The sequence below is a fragment of the Paraburkholderia fungorum genome (genome assembly GCF_046027215.1).
Taxonomy (GTDB): domain Bacteria; phylum Pseudomonadota; class Gammaproteobacteria; order Burkholderiales; family Burkholderiaceae; genus Paraburkholderia; species Paraburkholderia fungorum_D.
In genome coordinates this window covers 3878922-3894750 of record NZ_JAQQEN010000001.1, presented here as the reverse complement: position 1 = coordinate 3894750, position 15829 = coordinate 3878922, and the positions used below count along the sequence as shown (strand labels likewise).

Annotated in this window: 13 protein-coding genes; 10 read left to right on the top strand and 3 right to left on the bottom strand. The window is 64.0% G+C overall.

The annotated features are described in order from the left end of the window. Nucleotides 1-6: 6 nt before the first annotated feature. The 6 genes from pyk to PQR27_RS17370 all read left to right on the top strand — a co-directional run bounded on the left by pyk (nucleotide 7) and on the right by PQR27_RS17370 (nucleotide 6776). Nucleotides 7-1443: a pyruvate kinase gene (gene pyk, locus PQR27_RS17395; RefSeq protein ID WP_408524804.1), complete on the top strand. Its 1437-nt coding sequence runs from the start codon at nucleotides 7-9 to the stop codon at nucleotides 1441-1443. Nucleotides 1444-1721: 278 nt separating this feature from the next. Continuing rightward, nucleotides 1722-2786 (top strand): class II fructose-bisphosphate aldolase, encoded by a 1065-nt coding sequence (gene fba / locus PQR27_RS17390; protein ID WP_408524803.1) that lies wholly within the window; start codon nucleotides 1722-1724, stop codon nucleotides 2784-2786. 132 nt (nucleotides 2787-2918) lie between these two features. Continuing rightward, nucleotides 2919-3809 carry a phosphoribosylaminoimidazolesuccinocarboxamide synthase gene (locus PQR27_RS17385; RefSeq protein WP_408524802.1) on the top strand — a complete coding sequence of 297 codons (891 nt, stop codon included), beginning with the start codon at nucleotides 2919-2921 and terminating at the stop codon, nucleotides 3807-3809. Nucleotides 3810-3900: 91 nt separating this feature from the next. Beyond that, nucleotides 3901-4419, top strand: a complete 519-nt coding sequence (purE, locus tag PQR27_RS17380; protein WP_408524801.1) for a 5-(carboxyamino)imidazole ribonucleotide mutase — start codon at nucleotides 3901-3903, stop codon at nucleotides 4417-4419. Between the two features lie 97 nt (nucleotides 4420-4516). Further along, a complete protein-coding gene (locus PQR27_RS17375) occupies nucleotides 4517-5713 on the top strand; it encodes a 5-(carboxyamino)imidazole ribonucleotide synthase (protein WP_408524800.1) in 1197 nt (398 codons plus the stop codon). 10 nt (nucleotides 5714-5723) lie between these two features. Beyond that, entirely contained in the window at nucleotides 5724-6776 is a 1053-nt protein-coding gene (locus PQR27_RS17370) for an L-threonylcarbamoyladenylate synthase (RefSeq protein WP_408524799.1), read from the top strand. Nucleotides 6777-6946: 170 nt separating this feature from the next. Here PQR27_RS17370 and PQR27_RS17365 read toward each other — a convergent pair whose 3' ends face one another. From PQR27_RS17365 to dacB, 3 genes are all read right to left on the bottom strand, one after another. Continuing rightward, the gene (locus PQR27_RS17365; RefSeq protein ID WP_408524798.1) at nucleotides 6947-8197 is read right to left on the bottom strand and encodes an SGNH/GDSL hydrolase family protein; all 1251 of its coding nucleotides are present in this window, start codon (nucleotides 8195-8197) and stop codon (nucleotides 6947-6949) included. Between the two features lie 94 nt (nucleotides 8198-8291). Continuing rightward, the gene (locus PQR27_RS17360; RefSeq protein ID WP_408524797.1) at nucleotides 8292-9230 is read right to left on the bottom strand and encodes a sterol desaturase family protein; all 939 of its coding nucleotides are present in this window, start codon (nucleotides 9228-9230) and stop codon (nucleotides 8292-8294) included. Nucleotides 9231-9425: 195 nt separating this feature from the next. Then, entirely contained in the window at nucleotides 9426-11072 is a 1647-nt protein-coding gene (dacB, locus tag PQR27_RS17355) for a D-alanyl-D-alanine carboxypeptidase/D-alanyl-D-alanine endopeptidase (RefSeq protein WP_408524796.1), read from the bottom strand. Between the two features lie 236 nt (nucleotides 11073-11308). Here dacB and PQR27_RS17350 point away from each other — a divergent pair, with 236 nt between their 5' ends. From PQR27_RS17350 to PQR27_RS17335, 4 genes are all read left to right on the top strand, one after another. Continuing rightward, nucleotides 11309-11971, top strand: a complete 663-nt coding sequence (locus PQR27_RS17350) for a response regulator (protein WP_408524795.1) — start codon at nucleotides 11309-11311, stop codon at nucleotides 11969-11971. A gap of 4 nt (nucleotides 11972-11975) precedes the next feature. Next, nucleotides 11976-13277 carry an ATP-binding protein gene (locus PQR27_RS17345; RefSeq protein WP_408524794.1) on the top strand — a complete coding sequence of 434 codons (1302 nt, stop codon included), beginning with the start codon at nucleotides 11976-11978 and terminating at the stop codon, nucleotides 13275-13277. Nucleotides 13278-13444: 167 nt separating this feature from the next. After that, nucleotides 13445-14959, top strand: a complete 1515-nt coding sequence (locus PQR27_RS17340) for a DegQ family serine endoprotease (RefSeq protein ID WP_408524793.1) — start codon at nucleotides 13445-13447, stop codon at nucleotides 14957-14959. A gap of 286 nt (nucleotides 14960-15245) precedes the next feature. Further along, on the top strand, nucleotides 15246-15743 hold the full coding sequence (locus tag PQR27_RS17335; RefSeq protein ID WP_408524792.1) for a peptidase associated/transthyretin-like domain-containing protein: 498 nt from the start codon (nucleotides 15246-15248) through the stop codon (nucleotides 15741-15743). The last annotated feature ends 86 nt before the right edge of the window (nucleotides 15744-15829 follow it).

The window sequence follows — 15829 nt, the reverse complement described above, 5'->3', positions numbered from 1 at the left end:
AGACTCATGCATCGCGCCACCAAGATTGTCGCTACCATCGGACCGGCTTCCAGCACGCCCGAAATCCTGCTGCAAATGATTCAGGCAGGGTTGGACGTGGTGCGGCTGAATTTCTCGCACGGCACCGCCGACGACCACCGCCAGCGCGCCGAATTCGTGCGCGAGGCGGCCCGTCAGGCCGGCCGTGAAGTCGCCATCATGGCCGACCTGCAAGGCCCGAAGATCCGGGTCGGCAAATTCGAAAACGGCAAGGTCATGCTCGTGGCCGGCGAGCCGTTCGTCCTCGACGCCGACTGCGAACTCGGCAACGAAGAGCGTGCCGGCCTCGACTACAAAGACCTGCCGCGCGACCTGAAACCGGGCGACGTGCTGTTGCTCAACGACGGCCTGATCGTGCTGAACGTGGCACGCGTGATCGGCAGCGAAATCCACACGATCGTCAAGATCGGCGGCGAGCTGTCGAACAACAAGGGCATCAACCGCCAGGGCGGTGGTCTGTCGGCGCCCGCGCTGACCGCGAAAGACATGGAAGACATCCGCACGGCAATGTCGCTCGGTGTCGATTTTGTCGCGGTCTCGTTCCCGAAGAACGCCACCGACATGGAAATGGCCCGCCAGCTCGCGAATATCGCCGGCGCGCCCTACGGCATCAAGCCGAAGATGATCGCCAAGATCGAGCGCGCGGAAGCGATTCCGGCGCTGCAGGGCATTCTCGACGCATCGGACGGCATCATGGTCGCGCGTGGCGATCTGGCCGTGGAAGTGGGCAATGCCGCCGTGCCCGCGCTGCAAAAGCGCATGATTCGCATGGCGCGCGAATCGAACAAGTTCGTGATCACCGCGACCCAGATGATGGAGTCGATGATCCACGCCCCGGTGCCGACCCGCGCCGAGGTGTCGGACGTGGCGAACGCCGTGCTCGACGGCACGGACGCGGTGATGCTGTCGGCGGAATCGGCGGCGGGCAAATACCCGGTGCAAACCATCGAAACGATGGCGGCCATCTGCGTCGAAGCCGAGAAGTCGGAACAGTCGGAACTGGACAAGGATTTCCTCGACCGCACGTTCACCCGCATCGACCAGTCGATCGCAATGGGCGCGCTGTTCACGGCGTTCCACCTCGGCGCGAAGGCGATTGTGGCGTTGACCGAATCGGGCTCGACCGCGCTGTGGATGTCTCGCCACTGGACGCATGTGCCGATTTTCGCGCTCACGCCGCGCGTCGGCAGCGAGCGGGCCATGGCGCTGTATCGCAACGTGACCTCGCTGCATCTGGACACCAACACCGACCGCGACACTGCGTTGCAACAGGCGTTGGAAACCGTGGTCAGCAAGGGTTACGCGTCGCGCGGCGATATGGTGGTGCTGACTGTCGGCGAGCCGATGGGCCAGGCGGGCGGCACGAACACGCTGAAGATCGTTCGGGTTGGCGAGCCGTATTGATTGGCGACAACCATCTTGATCGGAGCGCCTTGCGTGGGACGGAAGTAAGCGCTAAAGCGCTAACTCCCGTCGACAGGAGACTGCACGATCGGCACTGGCTTGATTGAGTGAAGCAGGCTGTCATGCCCCGCGAGAGGCGGCGCACAGACTCCAATCGCGCGTTCAGGAAACATGCGCTTTAGGGAATGTGTGAACGGGTATGCAGCTTGCTTCGCGATAAAATCGCCCCAAAAAGATGCCGACGGCACAGAATTCGTTTCAATTTATGGAGTTACAGCATGCCTCTCGTATCAATGCGTCAACTGCTGGACCATGCCGCGGAAAACGGTTATGGCCTTCCGGCATTCAACGTGAACAATCTGGAGCAGGTGCAGGCAATCATGGCCGCGGCCGACAAGGTCAACGCCCCGGTCATCATGCAGGCTTCGGCCGGCGCGCGTAAGTACGCAGGCGAAGCGTTCCTGCGCCACCTGATCGAAGCAGCGGTCGAGTCGTACCCGCATATTCCAGTCGTGATGCACCAGGACCACGGGCAGTCGCCGGCGGTCTGCATGGCGGCGATCCGCAGCGGTTTCACCAGCGTGATGATGGACGGTTCGCTCGAAGCCGACGGCAAGACGGTCGCATCGTACGAGTACAACGTCGACGTGTCGCGCAAAGTGGTAGAAGCGGCGCACTCGATCGGCATTACGGTGGAAGCGGAACTAGGCGTGCTCGGTTCGCTGGAAACCATGAAAGGCGACAAGGAAGACGGTCATGGCGCGGAAGGCACGATGACCCGCGAACAGCTGCTGACCGACCCGGAACAGGCTGCCGACTTCGTCAAGCTGACCCAGTGCGACGCGCTGGCCATCGCGATCGGCACCTCGCACGGCGCGTACAAGTTCAGCAAGAAGCCCACGGGCGACATTCTGTCGATCCAGCGCATCAAGGAAATTCACCGGCGCATTCCGAACACCCATCTGGTGATGCACGGTTCGTCGTCGGTACCGCAGGAATTGCTCGCGGAAATCCGCGAATTCGGCGGCGACATGAAGGAAACCTACGGCGTGCCGGTCGAAGAAATTCAGGAAGGCATCAAGAACGGCGTGCGCAAGGTCAACATCGATACCGACCTGCGTCTGGCGATCACCGGCGCGATCCGCCGTTACATGGCCACCAATCCGGGCAAGTTCGATCCGCGCGATTATCTGAAGCCGGCGCGCGAAGCCGCGATGAAGATCTGTATCGAGCGTTACACGCAATTTGGCTGCGAAGGCCAGGCCGGCAAGATCAAGCCGGTTTCGCTTGATAAAATCGCGGAGAAGTACAAATCGGGCGACCTCGCGCAAGTCGTCCGCTAAGCTATAAGCAAGCTCAACATCTGGCCGAAAGGCCAGGTTGTCGTTCGATCGCCGTTCCCGCATCATCCGGGGAACGGCGTTTCCCTTTTGTTCCGGTCACACTTTTTGCCCCACTTTTAGCGAACCACGACGATGTCTACCCTTTACGAATCCACGCTCCGCTCGCTGCCGCTGCTCGGCCGCGGTAAAGTCCGCGACAACTATGCGGTGGGCAACGACCAGTTGCTGATCGTCACCACCGACCGTCTGTCGGCGTTCGACGTCATCATGGGCGAGCCGATTCCGAATAAGGGCCGCGTGCTCAACGAAATGGCGAACTTCTGGTTCGAGAAACTGAAGCACGTGGTGCCGAATCACCTCACGGGCGTGGCGCCCGAATCCGTGGTGGCGGCAGACGAAGTGGAGCAGGTCAAGGGCCGTGCGGTGGTGGTCAAGCGCCTCGAACCGATTCTCGTCGAAGCAGTGGTGCGCGGTTATCTGGCCGGCAGCGGCTGGAAAGACTACCAGGCAACCGGTTCGGTGTGTGGTGTTGAACTGCCGCCGGGTCTGCAAAACGCGCAAAAACTGCCTGAGCCGATTTTCACGCCGGCAGCCAAGGCCGAAATGGGCCACCACGACGAAAACATCACCTACAACGAGATGGAACGCCGCATCGGCACCGAACTGTCGGCCACGATCCGCGACATCTCGATCAAGCTGTACAAGGAAGCCGCTGATTACGCGGCTACGCGCGGCATCATCATCGCGGATACCAAGTTCGAATTCGGGCTCGACAACCACGGCAAGCTGTATCTGATGGACGAGGCGCTGACGGCCGATTCGTCGCGTTTCTGGCCGGCGGATCAATATCAGGTCGGCACCAACCCGCCGTCGTTCGACAAGCAGTTCGTGCGCGACTGGCTGGAAACCCAGCCGTGGAAGAAAGAGCCGCCGGCGCCCAAGCTGCCGGACGACGTCGTCGCGAAGACCGGCGAGAAGTACCAGGAAGCGCTCGAACGCCTGACCGGCCAGAAGCTCGCTTGATCGCGCGGGCTGGCTAGATTCTCGCACCCCTTGGGGGGCCTGGCGCGAAGCGACAGGTCTTGGGGGCCTCAAGACACAAGGAAGCCGTAAGATGAGTGAAGTCCAGACTGCCCATACACATGGCGCGCCCGTGGTTGGCGTGCTGATGGGGTCCAGTTCCGATTGGGAAGTGATGAAAAACGCCGTCGCGATTCTGCAGGAATTCGGCGTGCCGTATGAAGCGAAGGTTGTATCCGCGCACCGCATGCCGGACGAGATGTTCACCTATGCTGAAAATGCGCGCGAGCGCGGCTTGCGCGCGATCATCGCCGGTGCCGGCGGCGCGGCGCATCTGCCGGGCATGCTGGCCGCCAAGACCACGGTGCCGGTGCTCGGCGTGCCGGTAGCGAGCAAGTATCTGAAGGGCGTGGATTCGCTGCATTCGATCGTGCAGATGCCCAAGGGCGTGCCGGTCGCCACATTTGCGATCGGCGAAGCGGGCGCGGCGAACGCGGCGTTGTTCGCGGTGTCGATTCTGAGCGGTACGAACGCCGAGTATGCGGAAAAACTGGCTGCATTCCGCGCGCGCCAGAACGAAGCAGCCCACGCCATGGTGCTGCCCGCGCTGTAAGCGCAATGGCGGATGCTTTTAGACGTCCCCCTGTCCGACCCCCGGTTGGGCGTTGTTGCATGCTTGCATGCGCGCCCGGCCGCGACCGACCACTAAGATGAACCCAGACAACACACCGGTTTCACCAATTCTGCCCGGCGCATGGCTTGGCATGGTTGGTGGCGGCCAGCTCGGCCGCATGTTCTGCTTTGCCGCCCAGGCAATGGGCTATCGCGTCGCTGTACTCGATCCGGACGAAAACAGTCCGGCGGGTGCCGTCGCTGACCGGCATATCCGCGCGGCTTACGACGACGAAGCGTCGTTGACCGAACTCGCGCGTTTGTGCGCGGCGGTGTCGACCGAATTCGAGAACGTGCCGGCGGCGAGCCTCGATTTCCTTGCCAGAACCACGTTCGTGAGTCCGGCCGGCCGGTGCGTCGCCGTGGCGCAGGACCGGATCGCCGAGAAGCGCTTCATTGCGTCCTCGGGCGTGACGGTGGCGCCGCATGTCGTGATCGAGTCGTCGAATGCGCTGGCCGCGCTCGACGACACGAAGCTCGAAGCGGTGCTGCCCGGCATTCTCAAGACCGCGCGCATGGGCTACGACGGCAAAGGCCAGGTTCGCGTGCGCAACGCCGAGGAAGTGCGCGAGGCGCATGCGTCGCTCGCCGGCGTGCCGTGCGTGCTGGAAAAGCGCTTGCCGCTGAAATTCGAGGTGTCCGCGCTGATTACACGCGCGGCGAGTGGTGCGTCGGTGGTGTATCCGCTGGCGCAAAACACGCATCGCGACGGCGTGCTGTCGCACACCATCGTCCCCGCGCCGGATGCGAGCCCGACGCTGGTTGCCCAGGCCCAGCAAGCCGCGCTGCAGATCGCCGACAAGCTCGGCTATGTGGGCGTGCTGTGCGTCGAGTTTTTCATTCTCGAAGACGGCTCGCTGGTCGCCAATGAAATGGCGCCGCGTCCGCACAACTCCGGTCACTACACCGTCGACGCCTGCGCGACCAGCCAGTTCGAGCAGCAGGTGCGCGCGATGACCGGCATGCCGCTTGGCGACACGCGCCAGCATTCTCCGGCGGTGATGCTGAATATCCTCGGCGACGTGTGGTTCCCGGACGGTCCGAAGCGTGCGGCGGTCACGCCGCCGTGGCACGAGGTTGCCGCGATGCCGGCGGCGCGTTTGCATCTGTACGGCAAGGAAGAAGCACGTTGCGGCCGCAAGATGGGCCACGTGAACTTCACGGCCGCGACACTCGAGGAAGCTCGCACGGCCGCCCGCGATTGCGCGCGGCTCCTGCACATCCTCACGAGCTGACGCGCACGCCATGCCGGATCAAAGCAAACCTGCCGAAGGGGGCGCCGCAAGCGCCTTGCCTGTGAGCGCCGAGCAGATCGAACACGCTGCCGCGCTGCTCGATGCGGGCGGCCTCGTCGCGTTCCCCACGGAGACGGTCTACGGACTCGGCGGCGACGCCGAGAGTCCTGACGCCGTCGCGCGCATCTACGCGGCGAAGGGCAGGCCGGCGAATCATCCAGTGATCGTGCATCTTGCTCCGCAGGGCGATCCGAACTACTGGGTCGAGCATTTGCCGGCGGAAGCGCAGCGTTTGATCGATGCGTTCTGGCCGGGGCCGCTCACGTTGATCCTGAAACGCGCCGAGCGGATCAATGCAGCCGTGAGCGGTGGCCAGGATTCAGTGGGTTTGCGCTGTCCGTCACATCCGGTTGCCCAGGCGTTGCTCGAAGCATTCAGTGCGTTGCGCGGCGGACATGGCGGCGTGGCGGCGCCGTCGGCGAATCGCTTCGGCCACGTGAGCCCAACGACGGCGCAACATGTGCGCGACGAGTTTGGCAGCGCGATTCACGTGCTGGACGGTGGCGCATCTGACGTCGGGATTGAGTCGACGATCTTGGATTTGTCGCGCGGATTTCCGGCGCTACTAAGGCCTGGGCGGATAACGCCGCAGGATATCGCCGACGTGCTCGGCGAGGCGCCACGCCTGGCCGACGGTTCGGATGCAACGGCACCGCGCGCTTCGGGGACGTTGAAGGCGCACTATGCGCCGCGCACGCCGTTGGCCTTGCTACCTTTTGATGCGTTGCAGATTTTGCTCGCGGCGCGCCAGAGCGATGAACGCGTGGCCCTGGTGGCGCGTGCTTCCCGCGCAGGGGAGTGGGCCCAGGCCGAGGGCGTGCACTTCATTGCCGCGCCTGAAGATCCGCACGTTTATGCGCGCGAGTTGTATGGCCTGCTAAGGGCGCTGGATCGCGCGGATGTGAGCCGGATTCTCATCGAGAAGTTGCCGGACACGATCGAGTGGATCGCTGTGAACGACCGATTGGGCCGGGCCGCGGCTGCATTCGAAGCGCAGGGGTAGGGACGGCCTGGTTTGTGCGGCCTGCTCACTGGCGCCGCCGCAATCCGTTGTAGCAACTTGTCGTCTCAACCGCTGTGCCGCGCGCGACAATAAAAAAACGCCTGGCTTGACCAGCAAGCCAGGCGTTCGCAGGATTCGCATCCTGCAGCCGCTATGCGGCAACCCTCAACTTATTTCCCCAACCCCGTGGCCGCGATCTGCTGCTGAACGTACTGCGCGAACAAGGCGTGCAAGTGCGTGCTCGGATGGACCAGGTCCGCGAACATGTAGGTCTGGTCAGCGCCGGCCACCGTGTAGGTCTGCGGTGAGCAGAACAGCGACGAGCCGAACTGGGAGCCGTACTGGGCCGGGGTCAGCCCGTTCGTCGCGCTCGGATTGGCGGTGGCGTACGCGGTTGCGTTGGTCACCATCGACGCCAGGTTACACGCCGTACCGGTGTTGGACACCGTGAAGCCCAGCGCCTGGTAGTTCGGCACCTGCTGATCAATCCACGTGAACGCATCGGCCACGATCACCTTGCCCGTCCCCAGCAGGCCGCGAGCCGTCAGGTTCTGGACCAGGATGCCGTTATACGCTGCGGTAATCCCCGACAGCAGTGCAGCCGTGCCAGGCGCGGCTGCGTTGGCCTGAACGCCTTGCGGCGTACTGCCGATGTCCGGCACCGTCGACACCACTACGTGGGTCGCACCCGAGTTGACGATGGTCTGAATTTGTGCGGCGAGCTGCGCGGCGGCCGTCGCGATCTGGGGGTTGGCCAACTGCTGCAGATAACCGGCTATAAACTGTACCTGGCCTGCCTGCGAGTTCGGCAGTTTGCCTGCCTGCACGAGCAGCGGGTATTGCGTCTGCAGCGCGGCGCCGAGCGCCGTCAGATTGGCGGTGGTCGAGAACTGGAAGATGTCGTTCGCGCCGCCGTTCACCAGCACGAGCTGGTTCGAGTTGAAGCTCGTATGCGCGCCCAGGTAGTTTGCCACCTGAGTGACCACCGGCACGGTCGTCGCCGCCATGCTGTTCGGTGCCCAACCTTCGCCTTGGGCGTTCACGACGTCCGAGCCGCCTTGCGCGTAGCCTAACCCGCCCGTTGCGACCAGCGGTCGACCGAAGCCGCCCACATACGCTGCGGTCAACGTGCCGCCATAGTACTCCGCGACTTTCTGGGTCCACACTTCACCCGGGTTCGTCGTGAAGCGGCCGCCGCCGAAGCTCGACTGAATCACCGGCGCGTACGTGCCGACATCCGACAGGCTGTCGCCAAACGAAACAACCTGCAGGTTCACGCCGCCTGGCGGCGTGGTGCTGGTGCTGGCGTTGTTGTTGTCGCTACCGCCCCCGCAGGCAGCCAGCAAAGCAAACGCGGCACTGGCCGTGGCGATCTGCGTGACACGAACGAAATTGGGTTTCTTCGATGCTGTTTGTTTCATGTTGACTACATCTCCTCGTATGTGTGGCCCTTGTGCCATGTATTGCAGGCAGCGCCCACCGCGTCGACGGCGTGGCGACAGCTTACAGAATCTTCTACGGCCTGCGCGTCGTTTGAAACGCAGCCGTATGGTTTTCGTTCACACTCGTCTCACCACCCAATGACGCAGCGCCGGCAGCGCGGCGCGCATGATACTCGGCAGCCCACGCGGGCGGCGCAAACAGCGCACGCCACCTATTGCGCCAGCCACGCACGCTCGCGAAATCGGCGGCCATCGACGCCCATTCGTGAAACGTCGCCTTCAGCGGGTTGTAGGTGTGCAGCGGTTCGACGATGCCGTACGCCGGCGCGTCATGCGGATCTTCCTCGACAAAGCTGCCGAACAGACGATCCCAGATCACCAGCACACCCGCGTAATTGCGGTCGATATAGCGATCGTTGCGCGCGTGATGCACGCGATGAATCGACGGCGTGTTGAACACGTATTCGAGCCAGCCGAGCTTGCCGATCGCCTGCGTGTGGACGAAAAACTGAAAGCCGAGATTGATCAGCACGATCGCCACAATCTGTTTGGGCGGAAAGCCAAGGACGGCGAGCGGAATCCAGAACACCCACATGCCGGCAACCGGATACATCAGGCTCTGGCGAAACGCGGTCGAAAAATTCATCCGTTCCGACGAGTGATGCACGACATGCGCGGCCCACAGCCAGCGCACCCGGTGGCTGCAGCGGTGAAACACGTAGTAGAGCAGATCCTGAGCGACGAACAGCACGACGAACGACACCCAGGTCGCCGGCCACGTATGAACGCGGTAGTGATCGTAGAAAAATGCATAGACGGGGATGATCGCGAGCCACGCGAGCTTGTCCGCGGCTTGCTGCATCAGCGCGAGCGCGGCGTTGCAGAGCGTGTCGCGCCAGCTATAGAGCTGCGCGCCAGGACGGCTGCGCCGCAGGTGCCACGCCTCCCAGCCGATGCATGCGAGAAAGACTGGCGCCATGGCGAGCAGCAGCAATTCGGCATCGAATTGCATCGTGTCTTCCTCCGTGGTCCCTGATCGCTGCGTTTGCCGCAGCGGACGTTGTCGTTATCGTTTGATTGCGCCGTAGGGCCGCAACGGCTGCGCGGTCCGTGCGCCGCGCGTTGCGTTTTACGCGCGCCTCAAACACTGCCCGACAGCGTACACGCTTGGGCGCGTCGCGGCGCGCGGGTTCTATAGAAGGAATACTCAATGGCCCGCGCGCTTCTGCGGGTTTTTCCTGGGCTTGCTGCGTGGCTCTTCAACGGACGCGGCGACCTTGGTAAATCCCTGAGCCGGTCCTTGATACACCCATTCGAGCAAGGCATCGTGTGCGGCGCCGGCGGCTTCGGAATGCGGGTCGTTGATCAGGCTGACGACCACATAGCTGTTGCCGTCCGCCGATGCGACATAACCAGCGATCGCGCGCACGTCGCGCAAGGTGCCAGTCTTGATGTGCGCGTTGCCGCCCGCGCCCTGGTTGGTCAAGCGGTTGCGCATCGTGCCGTCGACCCCCGCAATCGGCAGCGACTCCACGAACACCTGGGCGACCGGGCTCGCATTGGCCCGTTGCAGCAGATCGGCGAGCGAGAGCGCGGTGACATGTTCGTCGCGCGACAGGCCCGAGCCGTTGTCGAGCGTCAGATATTGCATATCGACGGCGTCGCGCCGCAAAAACGCCTGAATCGCGCGGGCCGATTTCGCCGGCGTGGCGGGCGGCCTTTCTTCCGACGCGCCGATCGTCAGGAACAGGTTGCGCGCCATCGTGTTGTTGCTGAACTTGTTGATGTCGCGAACGATGTCCGACAGCATCGGCCCCTCGTGCGTGGCGACCAGTTTTGCACCCACCGGCACGGGGCCCTCGCGGGTCGGGCCGCTGAACGTGCCGCCGGTCTGTTGCCACAGCGCGAGGAAGCCGCGCGCGAAGAACGCGGCGTGATCGAGCACCGCCACGTTGATCGTGCGCGGGCCGCAGCGCACCGAGTAGTCGCCGGCGAAGGAAGCCACCAGGGTGCCGTTCGGCTGCGGCGTGACGCTGGGCGAAACGCTCGCCGCGTCGCCACGGCAGGGGCCGTTCGTGGCGCGCAGCTGATTGTCGATCTGCAACTGCGCGAGCGCGGGCAGTACGTCGATCGCAACGCTGCCGTCCGGCGAAGGCGTCACTGTGAATGACAGCGCCTTGAATGCGTACAGCAGCGGGTCGGGCCCGACGTTGTACGGTGCGGTGGCGTCGTCGTCGAAGGCGGGCAGGTCGCGTGTCGACGGATCGAAAAAGCGCTTGTCGAGCACGAGCGCGCCGTCAATGCCGGTAATGCCCGCCTTGTGGATCTTCTGCACCAGATCGATCAGTTCTTCAGGCACCAGCTTCGGATCGCCCGTGCCCTGAATGTAGAGATCGCCGTGCAGCACGCCGTTGCCGTCGAGCGTGCCATCCGCGTAGGCGCTCGTGCGCCAGCGGTAGTCCGGGCCGAGAATCGACAGGCCGGCGTAGGTGGTGACGAGCTTCATCGTCGAGGCGGGCATCATCGGCTTGCCGGCGTTCAGCGCGAGGAGCGGCGTGCGGTCGCCGACTTTTTCCACCACCACGCTGATCGACGACAACGGCACGTGCGCGCGCTGCAAGCCGACCATGACGGCCTGCGGCAGAACCGTCGTGACGTTGACGCTCGGACGCGTGGCCTTGACACGGGCCTGAACGGACAGCGGCAGCGATGCACTCGCGCCAAGCGCGGCGCAGGCGAGCAGCAAAGCCGCCGTGCGCGGCGCGAACCGGCGAGGCTTCAGATCGTCAGCGGAACGGGACAGCAGACGCCGCGCCGTACGGCGTGCGAGAGAAGACAGGAAAGCGTGCGTCATGAACGGGCGAAAAAGCAAAATATCAGGGCGTGGGGCGCGGGTTCGATGCGCGGGCGGATGTGCGTGAGCTATGGCCGCGCGGTTATCCACGACGCATCGGGCGTCGACGCGTTCGACACAAAGCGCCCATTGTAGAGACATGCCGTCGCGCTGCGGTGAAAAAACGTCCAACGGCGCGGCACGTTGGGCCGGGCGCTAGAATGCGGCATCACCAAACGATTCGGAAACGTACAACCATGCGCATATTGCTAGTCGAAGACGACCGGATGATCGCCGAAGGCGTGCGCAAGGCGCTGCGCGGCGAAGGCTTCGCGGTTGACTGGGTGGAAGACGGCGAAGCGGCGCTCAGCGCGGCGGCCGGCGAAACTTACGATCTGCTGCTGCTCGATCTCGGCCTGCCCAAGCGCGACGGCCTCGACGTATTGCGCGCCTTGCGCGCGCGTGGTCATGCCTTGCCGGTGCTGATCGTCACGGCGCGCGATGCGGTCGCCGACCGGGTCAAAGGGCTCGACGCCGGTGCCGACGATTACCTCGTCAAACCTTTCGATCTCGACGAACTCGGCGCCCGCATGCGCGCACTGATCCGCCGTCAATCGGGCCGCAGCGATTCGACCATTCGCCACGGCAACCTGACGCTCGATCCGGCCTCGCATCAGGTCACGCTCGAGGGCGCACCGGTGGCGCTCTCCGCACGTGAATTCGCGCTGCTCGAGGCGCTGATCGCCCGGCCCGGCGCCGTGCTCTCGAAGAGCCAGCTCGAAGAAAAAATGTACGGCTGGGGTGAAGAGATCGGCAGCAATACCGTCGAGGTGTATATCCACGCGCTGCGCAAGAAGCTCGGCGCGGATCTGATCCGCAACGTGCGCGGTCTCGGCTACATGATCGCCAAGGACGCCTGAGCCGATGCGTTCGATTCGCCGTCAATTGTTGTTCTGGCTGCTGGCGCTGGTGTTGCTCGGCGTCGGCATTGCGGGTTGGCTGATCTACCGGCAGGCGCTTGCCGAAGCCAACGAACTGTTCGATTACCAGCTGGAGCAGATCGCCGCCGCGCTGCCGTCGGAACCGTTTTCGCAGGTGCTGGGTTCGCGCGATACCGGCGATGAAGGCATCGTGTTGCAGATCTGGAATCGCAACGGCGTGCTGATGTACTACTCGCGTCCGCGTGCGCCGCTCGCGCCGCGCGCCGAACTCGGCTTTTCGACCGAGCATACCGAGCGTGGCGACTGGCGCGTGTACGGCGCGATTGTCGGCGATAACGTCGTGCAGCTGGCGCAGCCGGTTTCCGTGCGCAACCGCCTTGCGGCGAATGTCGCGCTGCGCACCTTGTGGCCGTTGATCGTGCTGCTGCCGCTGCTGGGGCTGGCGGTGTGGGTCATCGTCGGGCGTGGGCTCAGGCCGTTGCGGCGGGTGACCAGCGCGCTCGACGCGCGTCATCCCGAGGCGCTCGATCCATTGCCGGATCGGCGTTTGCCACTGGAAGTACAGCCGCTGGTGCGCGCGCTGAACGGGCTGCTCGAACGGCTCGCCACGGCGCTCGACATCCAGAAGGCTTTCGTCGCCGACGCGGCTCACGAACTGCGCACGCCGCTCGCCGCCGTGCAGATTCAGTCGCAACTGGTCGCGCGCGCCAAAGATGACACCACGCGCAGCGAGGCGCTTGCCGATCTGCAAGCGGGTGTCACGCGCGCCACGCGTCTCGCCGAACAATTGCTGGCGCTCGCACGTTCGGAGCCGGACGGGCTCGCCGTCACCAATGCGATCGATCTGCGCGCGCTGCTGCAGGACTGCGTGGTGACCTACGCGCCGCTGGCGCAGGATCGCGGGGTCGATCTCGGCATCGATGCAAGCGAGCCGGCCACGGTGATCGGCGACGCCGACGCGCTGCGGGTGATGTTCAACAACCTCGTTGACAACGCAACCAAGTACACGCCGCACGGCGGCCGCGTCGATGTCAGTCTGCATGTCGAGGAAGGCCATCCGGTGGTGCGGATCGCCGATAGCGGACCGGGTATCGAGCCGGCCGAACGTGACCGTGTGTTCGACCGCTTCTACCGGGCCGGCGCCGGCGCGAACCGTGCGCGCACCGATGTGGCGGGCAGCGGCCTCGGTCTCGCGATCGTGCGCCGCATCGGTACACAACACCACGCGGCGGTGTCGCTCGACGAATCGCCCGCAGGTGGATTGCAGGTCACCATCCGCTTCTGAGACGTGTTGCCTGCGGTAGGGAAAGAGGCTTAAAGCAGCCTTAAAACCGGGCTGAAATGACTGGAAAGCCGCCTAAAACGATCTGGCGCTGCTTAAGACTGGTTTAAGCGACGCCACGTACGCTTCGAGTCATTCCAAAGCCACTTTCTCTCAGTCAGGAACACACGATGAACGCGAAAACCTTGTCCCGTAGCGCTGTTGCAGTGGCTGTCGCCGTGGCCTTGTCCGCCGGCTATGTGGCGGGGCATCGCGACGTGCCCGCGCCGCAGGTCATCAGCCCGGCGCAAGCCGCGATGATGCCCGCCGAAGCCGCCGCGAAAACCGGCATCCCCGATTTCTCGGGCCTCGTCGAAACCTTTGGTCCGGCCGTCGTCAATATCAGCGCCAAGCACGTAGTCAAGCAGGCCGCGCTGCGCGGCAATGGCGGCAATGGTGGCGGCAACCAGTTGCCGATCGACCCGAGCGATCCGTTCTACCAGTTCTACAAGCGCTTCTTCGGCGGCATGCCCGGCATGCAGGGTCGCGGCGACGGCGGCGATGCGCCGGATCAGCCGAGCGCGAGCCTCGGTTCGGGCTTTATCGTCAGCAATGACGGCTACATCCTGACCAATGCGCACGTGGTGGACGGCGCCAACGTCGTCACCGTGAGATTGACCGACAAACGCGAATTCAAGGCGAAGGTGGTCGGCGCCGACAAGCAATCGGACGTCGCCGTGCTGAAGATCGACGCGAGCAACCTGCCGACCGTGAAGATCGGCGATCCGCGCCAGAGCAAGGTGGGTCAATGGGTTGTCGCGATCGGGTCGCCTTACGGTTTCGATAACACGGTGACCTCAGGCATCATCAGCGCGAAGTCGCGCTCGCTGCCGAACGAGAACTACACGCCGTTCATCCAGACCGACGTGCCGGTGAATCCGGGCAACTCGGGTGGGCCGCTGTTCAATCTGCAAGGCGAAGTGATCGGCATCAACTCGATGATTTACTCGCAGACCGGCGGCTTCCAGGGCCTTTCGTTCGCCATCCCGATCAATGAAGCGATCAAGGTCAAGGACGACATCGTCAAGACCGGTCACGTGAGCCGCGGGCGCCTCGGCGTTGCCGTACAGGGCATGAACCAGACGCTGGCTAACTCGTTCGGCATGCAGAAGCCGCAAGGTGCGCTGGTCAGTTCGGTCGATCCGGGTGGCCCGGCTGCCAAGGCTGGCTTGCAACCGGGTGACGTGATCCTGTCGGTGAACGGCGAAGCGGTCGGCGACTCGACGGATCTGCCGTCGCAGGTGGCGGGTCTGGCGCCGGGCAGCTCGGCCACCGTGCAGGTGTGGCGCGACAAGGCGACCAAGGATCTGAAGGTGACCATCGGTTCGCTGTCGGATGCCAAGGTCGCTTCAGACAAAGCCGATCAGCCGACGCAATTGCAAGGCCGCCTCGGCGTGGCGGTGCGGCCGCTGACGCCGGAAGAGAAGAGCAGCGCATCGGTCTCGCATGGTCTGCTGGTGCAGCAGGCGGGCGGCGCGGCTGAAGGTGCCGGCATCCAGCCGGGCGACGTCATTCTGGCGGTCAACGGACGGCCCGTCACGAGCGTCGATCAGTTGAAGCAGATGGTCGCCAGCGCCGGCAACAGCATCGCGTTGCTGATCCAGCGCGATAACGCGCAGATCTTCGTACCGGTCGATCTCGGCTGATGGCTGGGCCGTCCCTCGTCAATCGCGTCGGACGTCGAGGTCGTTGAGGTAATGCTTGCCGGTCCGTTGCATTTACTGCCAACGGACCGGTGTTTTTTTCACCTTCCACAACGTCTTGAAGCCGTGATGAAGCCGTGATGAATCAGCACGCTCCGCGCCACGTGGTGCGGCGAAGCAGCGTTTTCCCGACGACGCAATCTGTTCGCTGGCACGCAGGTTGCGTCTGCCTTGATCCGGGCCCAATCCCGAACACCGGGCGACAGGGGCCTCAAAAAGGAGCAAACCGATGAAAACCCAACGCAATCAGCGAAGGATCGTAGCCGCTGCGATGTGCGCAGCGCTCACGCTCGGTCTGGCGGGCGGCGCATATGCACAGCAGGCGAGTGAAGTGACCGGTGGCACGACCGCCGACGACAGTAGCGCGGGTAATGCCAACGGCGGCGGTCTGCCGCAAATCCAGCAGCAGGGAGATGTCTCGTTCGTGTCGGGCGGCGTCGGTCTCGACGAATCGAAGGCGCTGCAGGCGGCGCAAAGCCAGTGGCCGCTGTCGCTGCGCTTTACGGGTCCCGGTTCCGATTTTCTCGCCGACGTTCACGTGCGGGTGGTCGACGCGCACAATGGCGAGGTGCTGAGCACCACGTCGCGCGGGCCGTATATGCTGGTCAAACTGCGTCCCGGCCGTTACACCGTGCATGCGGAGTACAAGGATCGCGACCAGTCGAAGCCCGTGACGATTCCAGCCAAGGGCACCGCCAAGGCCACGTTCTACTGGAATACGCAATAAGTACCGGTAAGTACCGTCCTGGCGCCCCGCGATTTGCACTTGCTGGTGTGCGCCGGGCGACATGCAGGAAGGCCGCCCACGCGAGT

Coding starts and splice junctions, on each gene's coding strand:
- pyk (WP_408524804.1), top strand. CDS start 7: ATGCATCGCGCCACCAAGATTGTCGCTACCATCGGACCGGCTTCCAGC.
- fba (WP_408524803.1), top strand. CDS start 1,722: ATGCCTCTCGTATCAATGCGTCAACTGCTGGACCATGCCGCGGAAAAC.
- PQR27_RS17385 (WP_408524802.1), top strand. CDS start 2,919: ATGTCTACCCTTTACGAATCCACGCTCCGCTCGCTGCCGCTGCTCGGC.
- purE (WP_408524801.1), top strand. CDS start 3,901: ATGAGTGAAGTCCAGACTGCCCATACACATGGCGCGCCCGTGGTTGGC.
- PQR27_RS17375 (WP_408524800.1), top strand. CDS start 4,517: ATGAACCCAGACAACACACCGGTTTCACCAATTCTGCCCGGCGCATGG.
- PQR27_RS17370 (WP_408524799.1), top strand. CDS start 5,724: ATGCCGGATCAAAGCAAACCTGCCGAAGGGGGCGCCGCAAGCGCCTTG.
- PQR27_RS17365 (WP_408524798.1), bottom strand. CDS start 8,197: ATGAAACAAACAGCATCGAAGAAACCCAATTTCGTTCGTGTCACGCAG.
- PQR27_RS17360 (WP_408524797.1), bottom strand. CDS start 9,230: ATGCAATTCGATGCCGAATTGCTGCTGCTCGCCATGGCGCCAGTCTTT.
- dacB (WP_408524796.1), bottom strand. CDS start 11,072: ATGACGCACGCTTTCCTGTCTTCTCTCGCACGCCGTACGGCGCGGCGT.
- PQR27_RS17350 (WP_408524795.1), top strand. CDS start 11,309: ATGCGCATATTGCTAGTCGAAGACGACCGGATGATCGCCGAAGGCGTG.
- PQR27_RS17345 (WP_408524794.1), top strand. CDS start 11,976: ATGCGTTCGATTCGCCGTCAATTGTTGTTCTGGCTGCTGGCGCTGGTG.
- PQR27_RS17340 (WP_408524793.1), top strand. CDS start 13,445: ATGAACGCGAAAACCTTGTCCCGTAGCGCTGTTGCAGTGGCTGTCGCC.
- PQR27_RS17335 (WP_408524792.1), top strand. CDS start 15,246: ATGAAAACCCAACGCAATCAGCGAAGGATCGTAGCCGCTGCGATGTGC.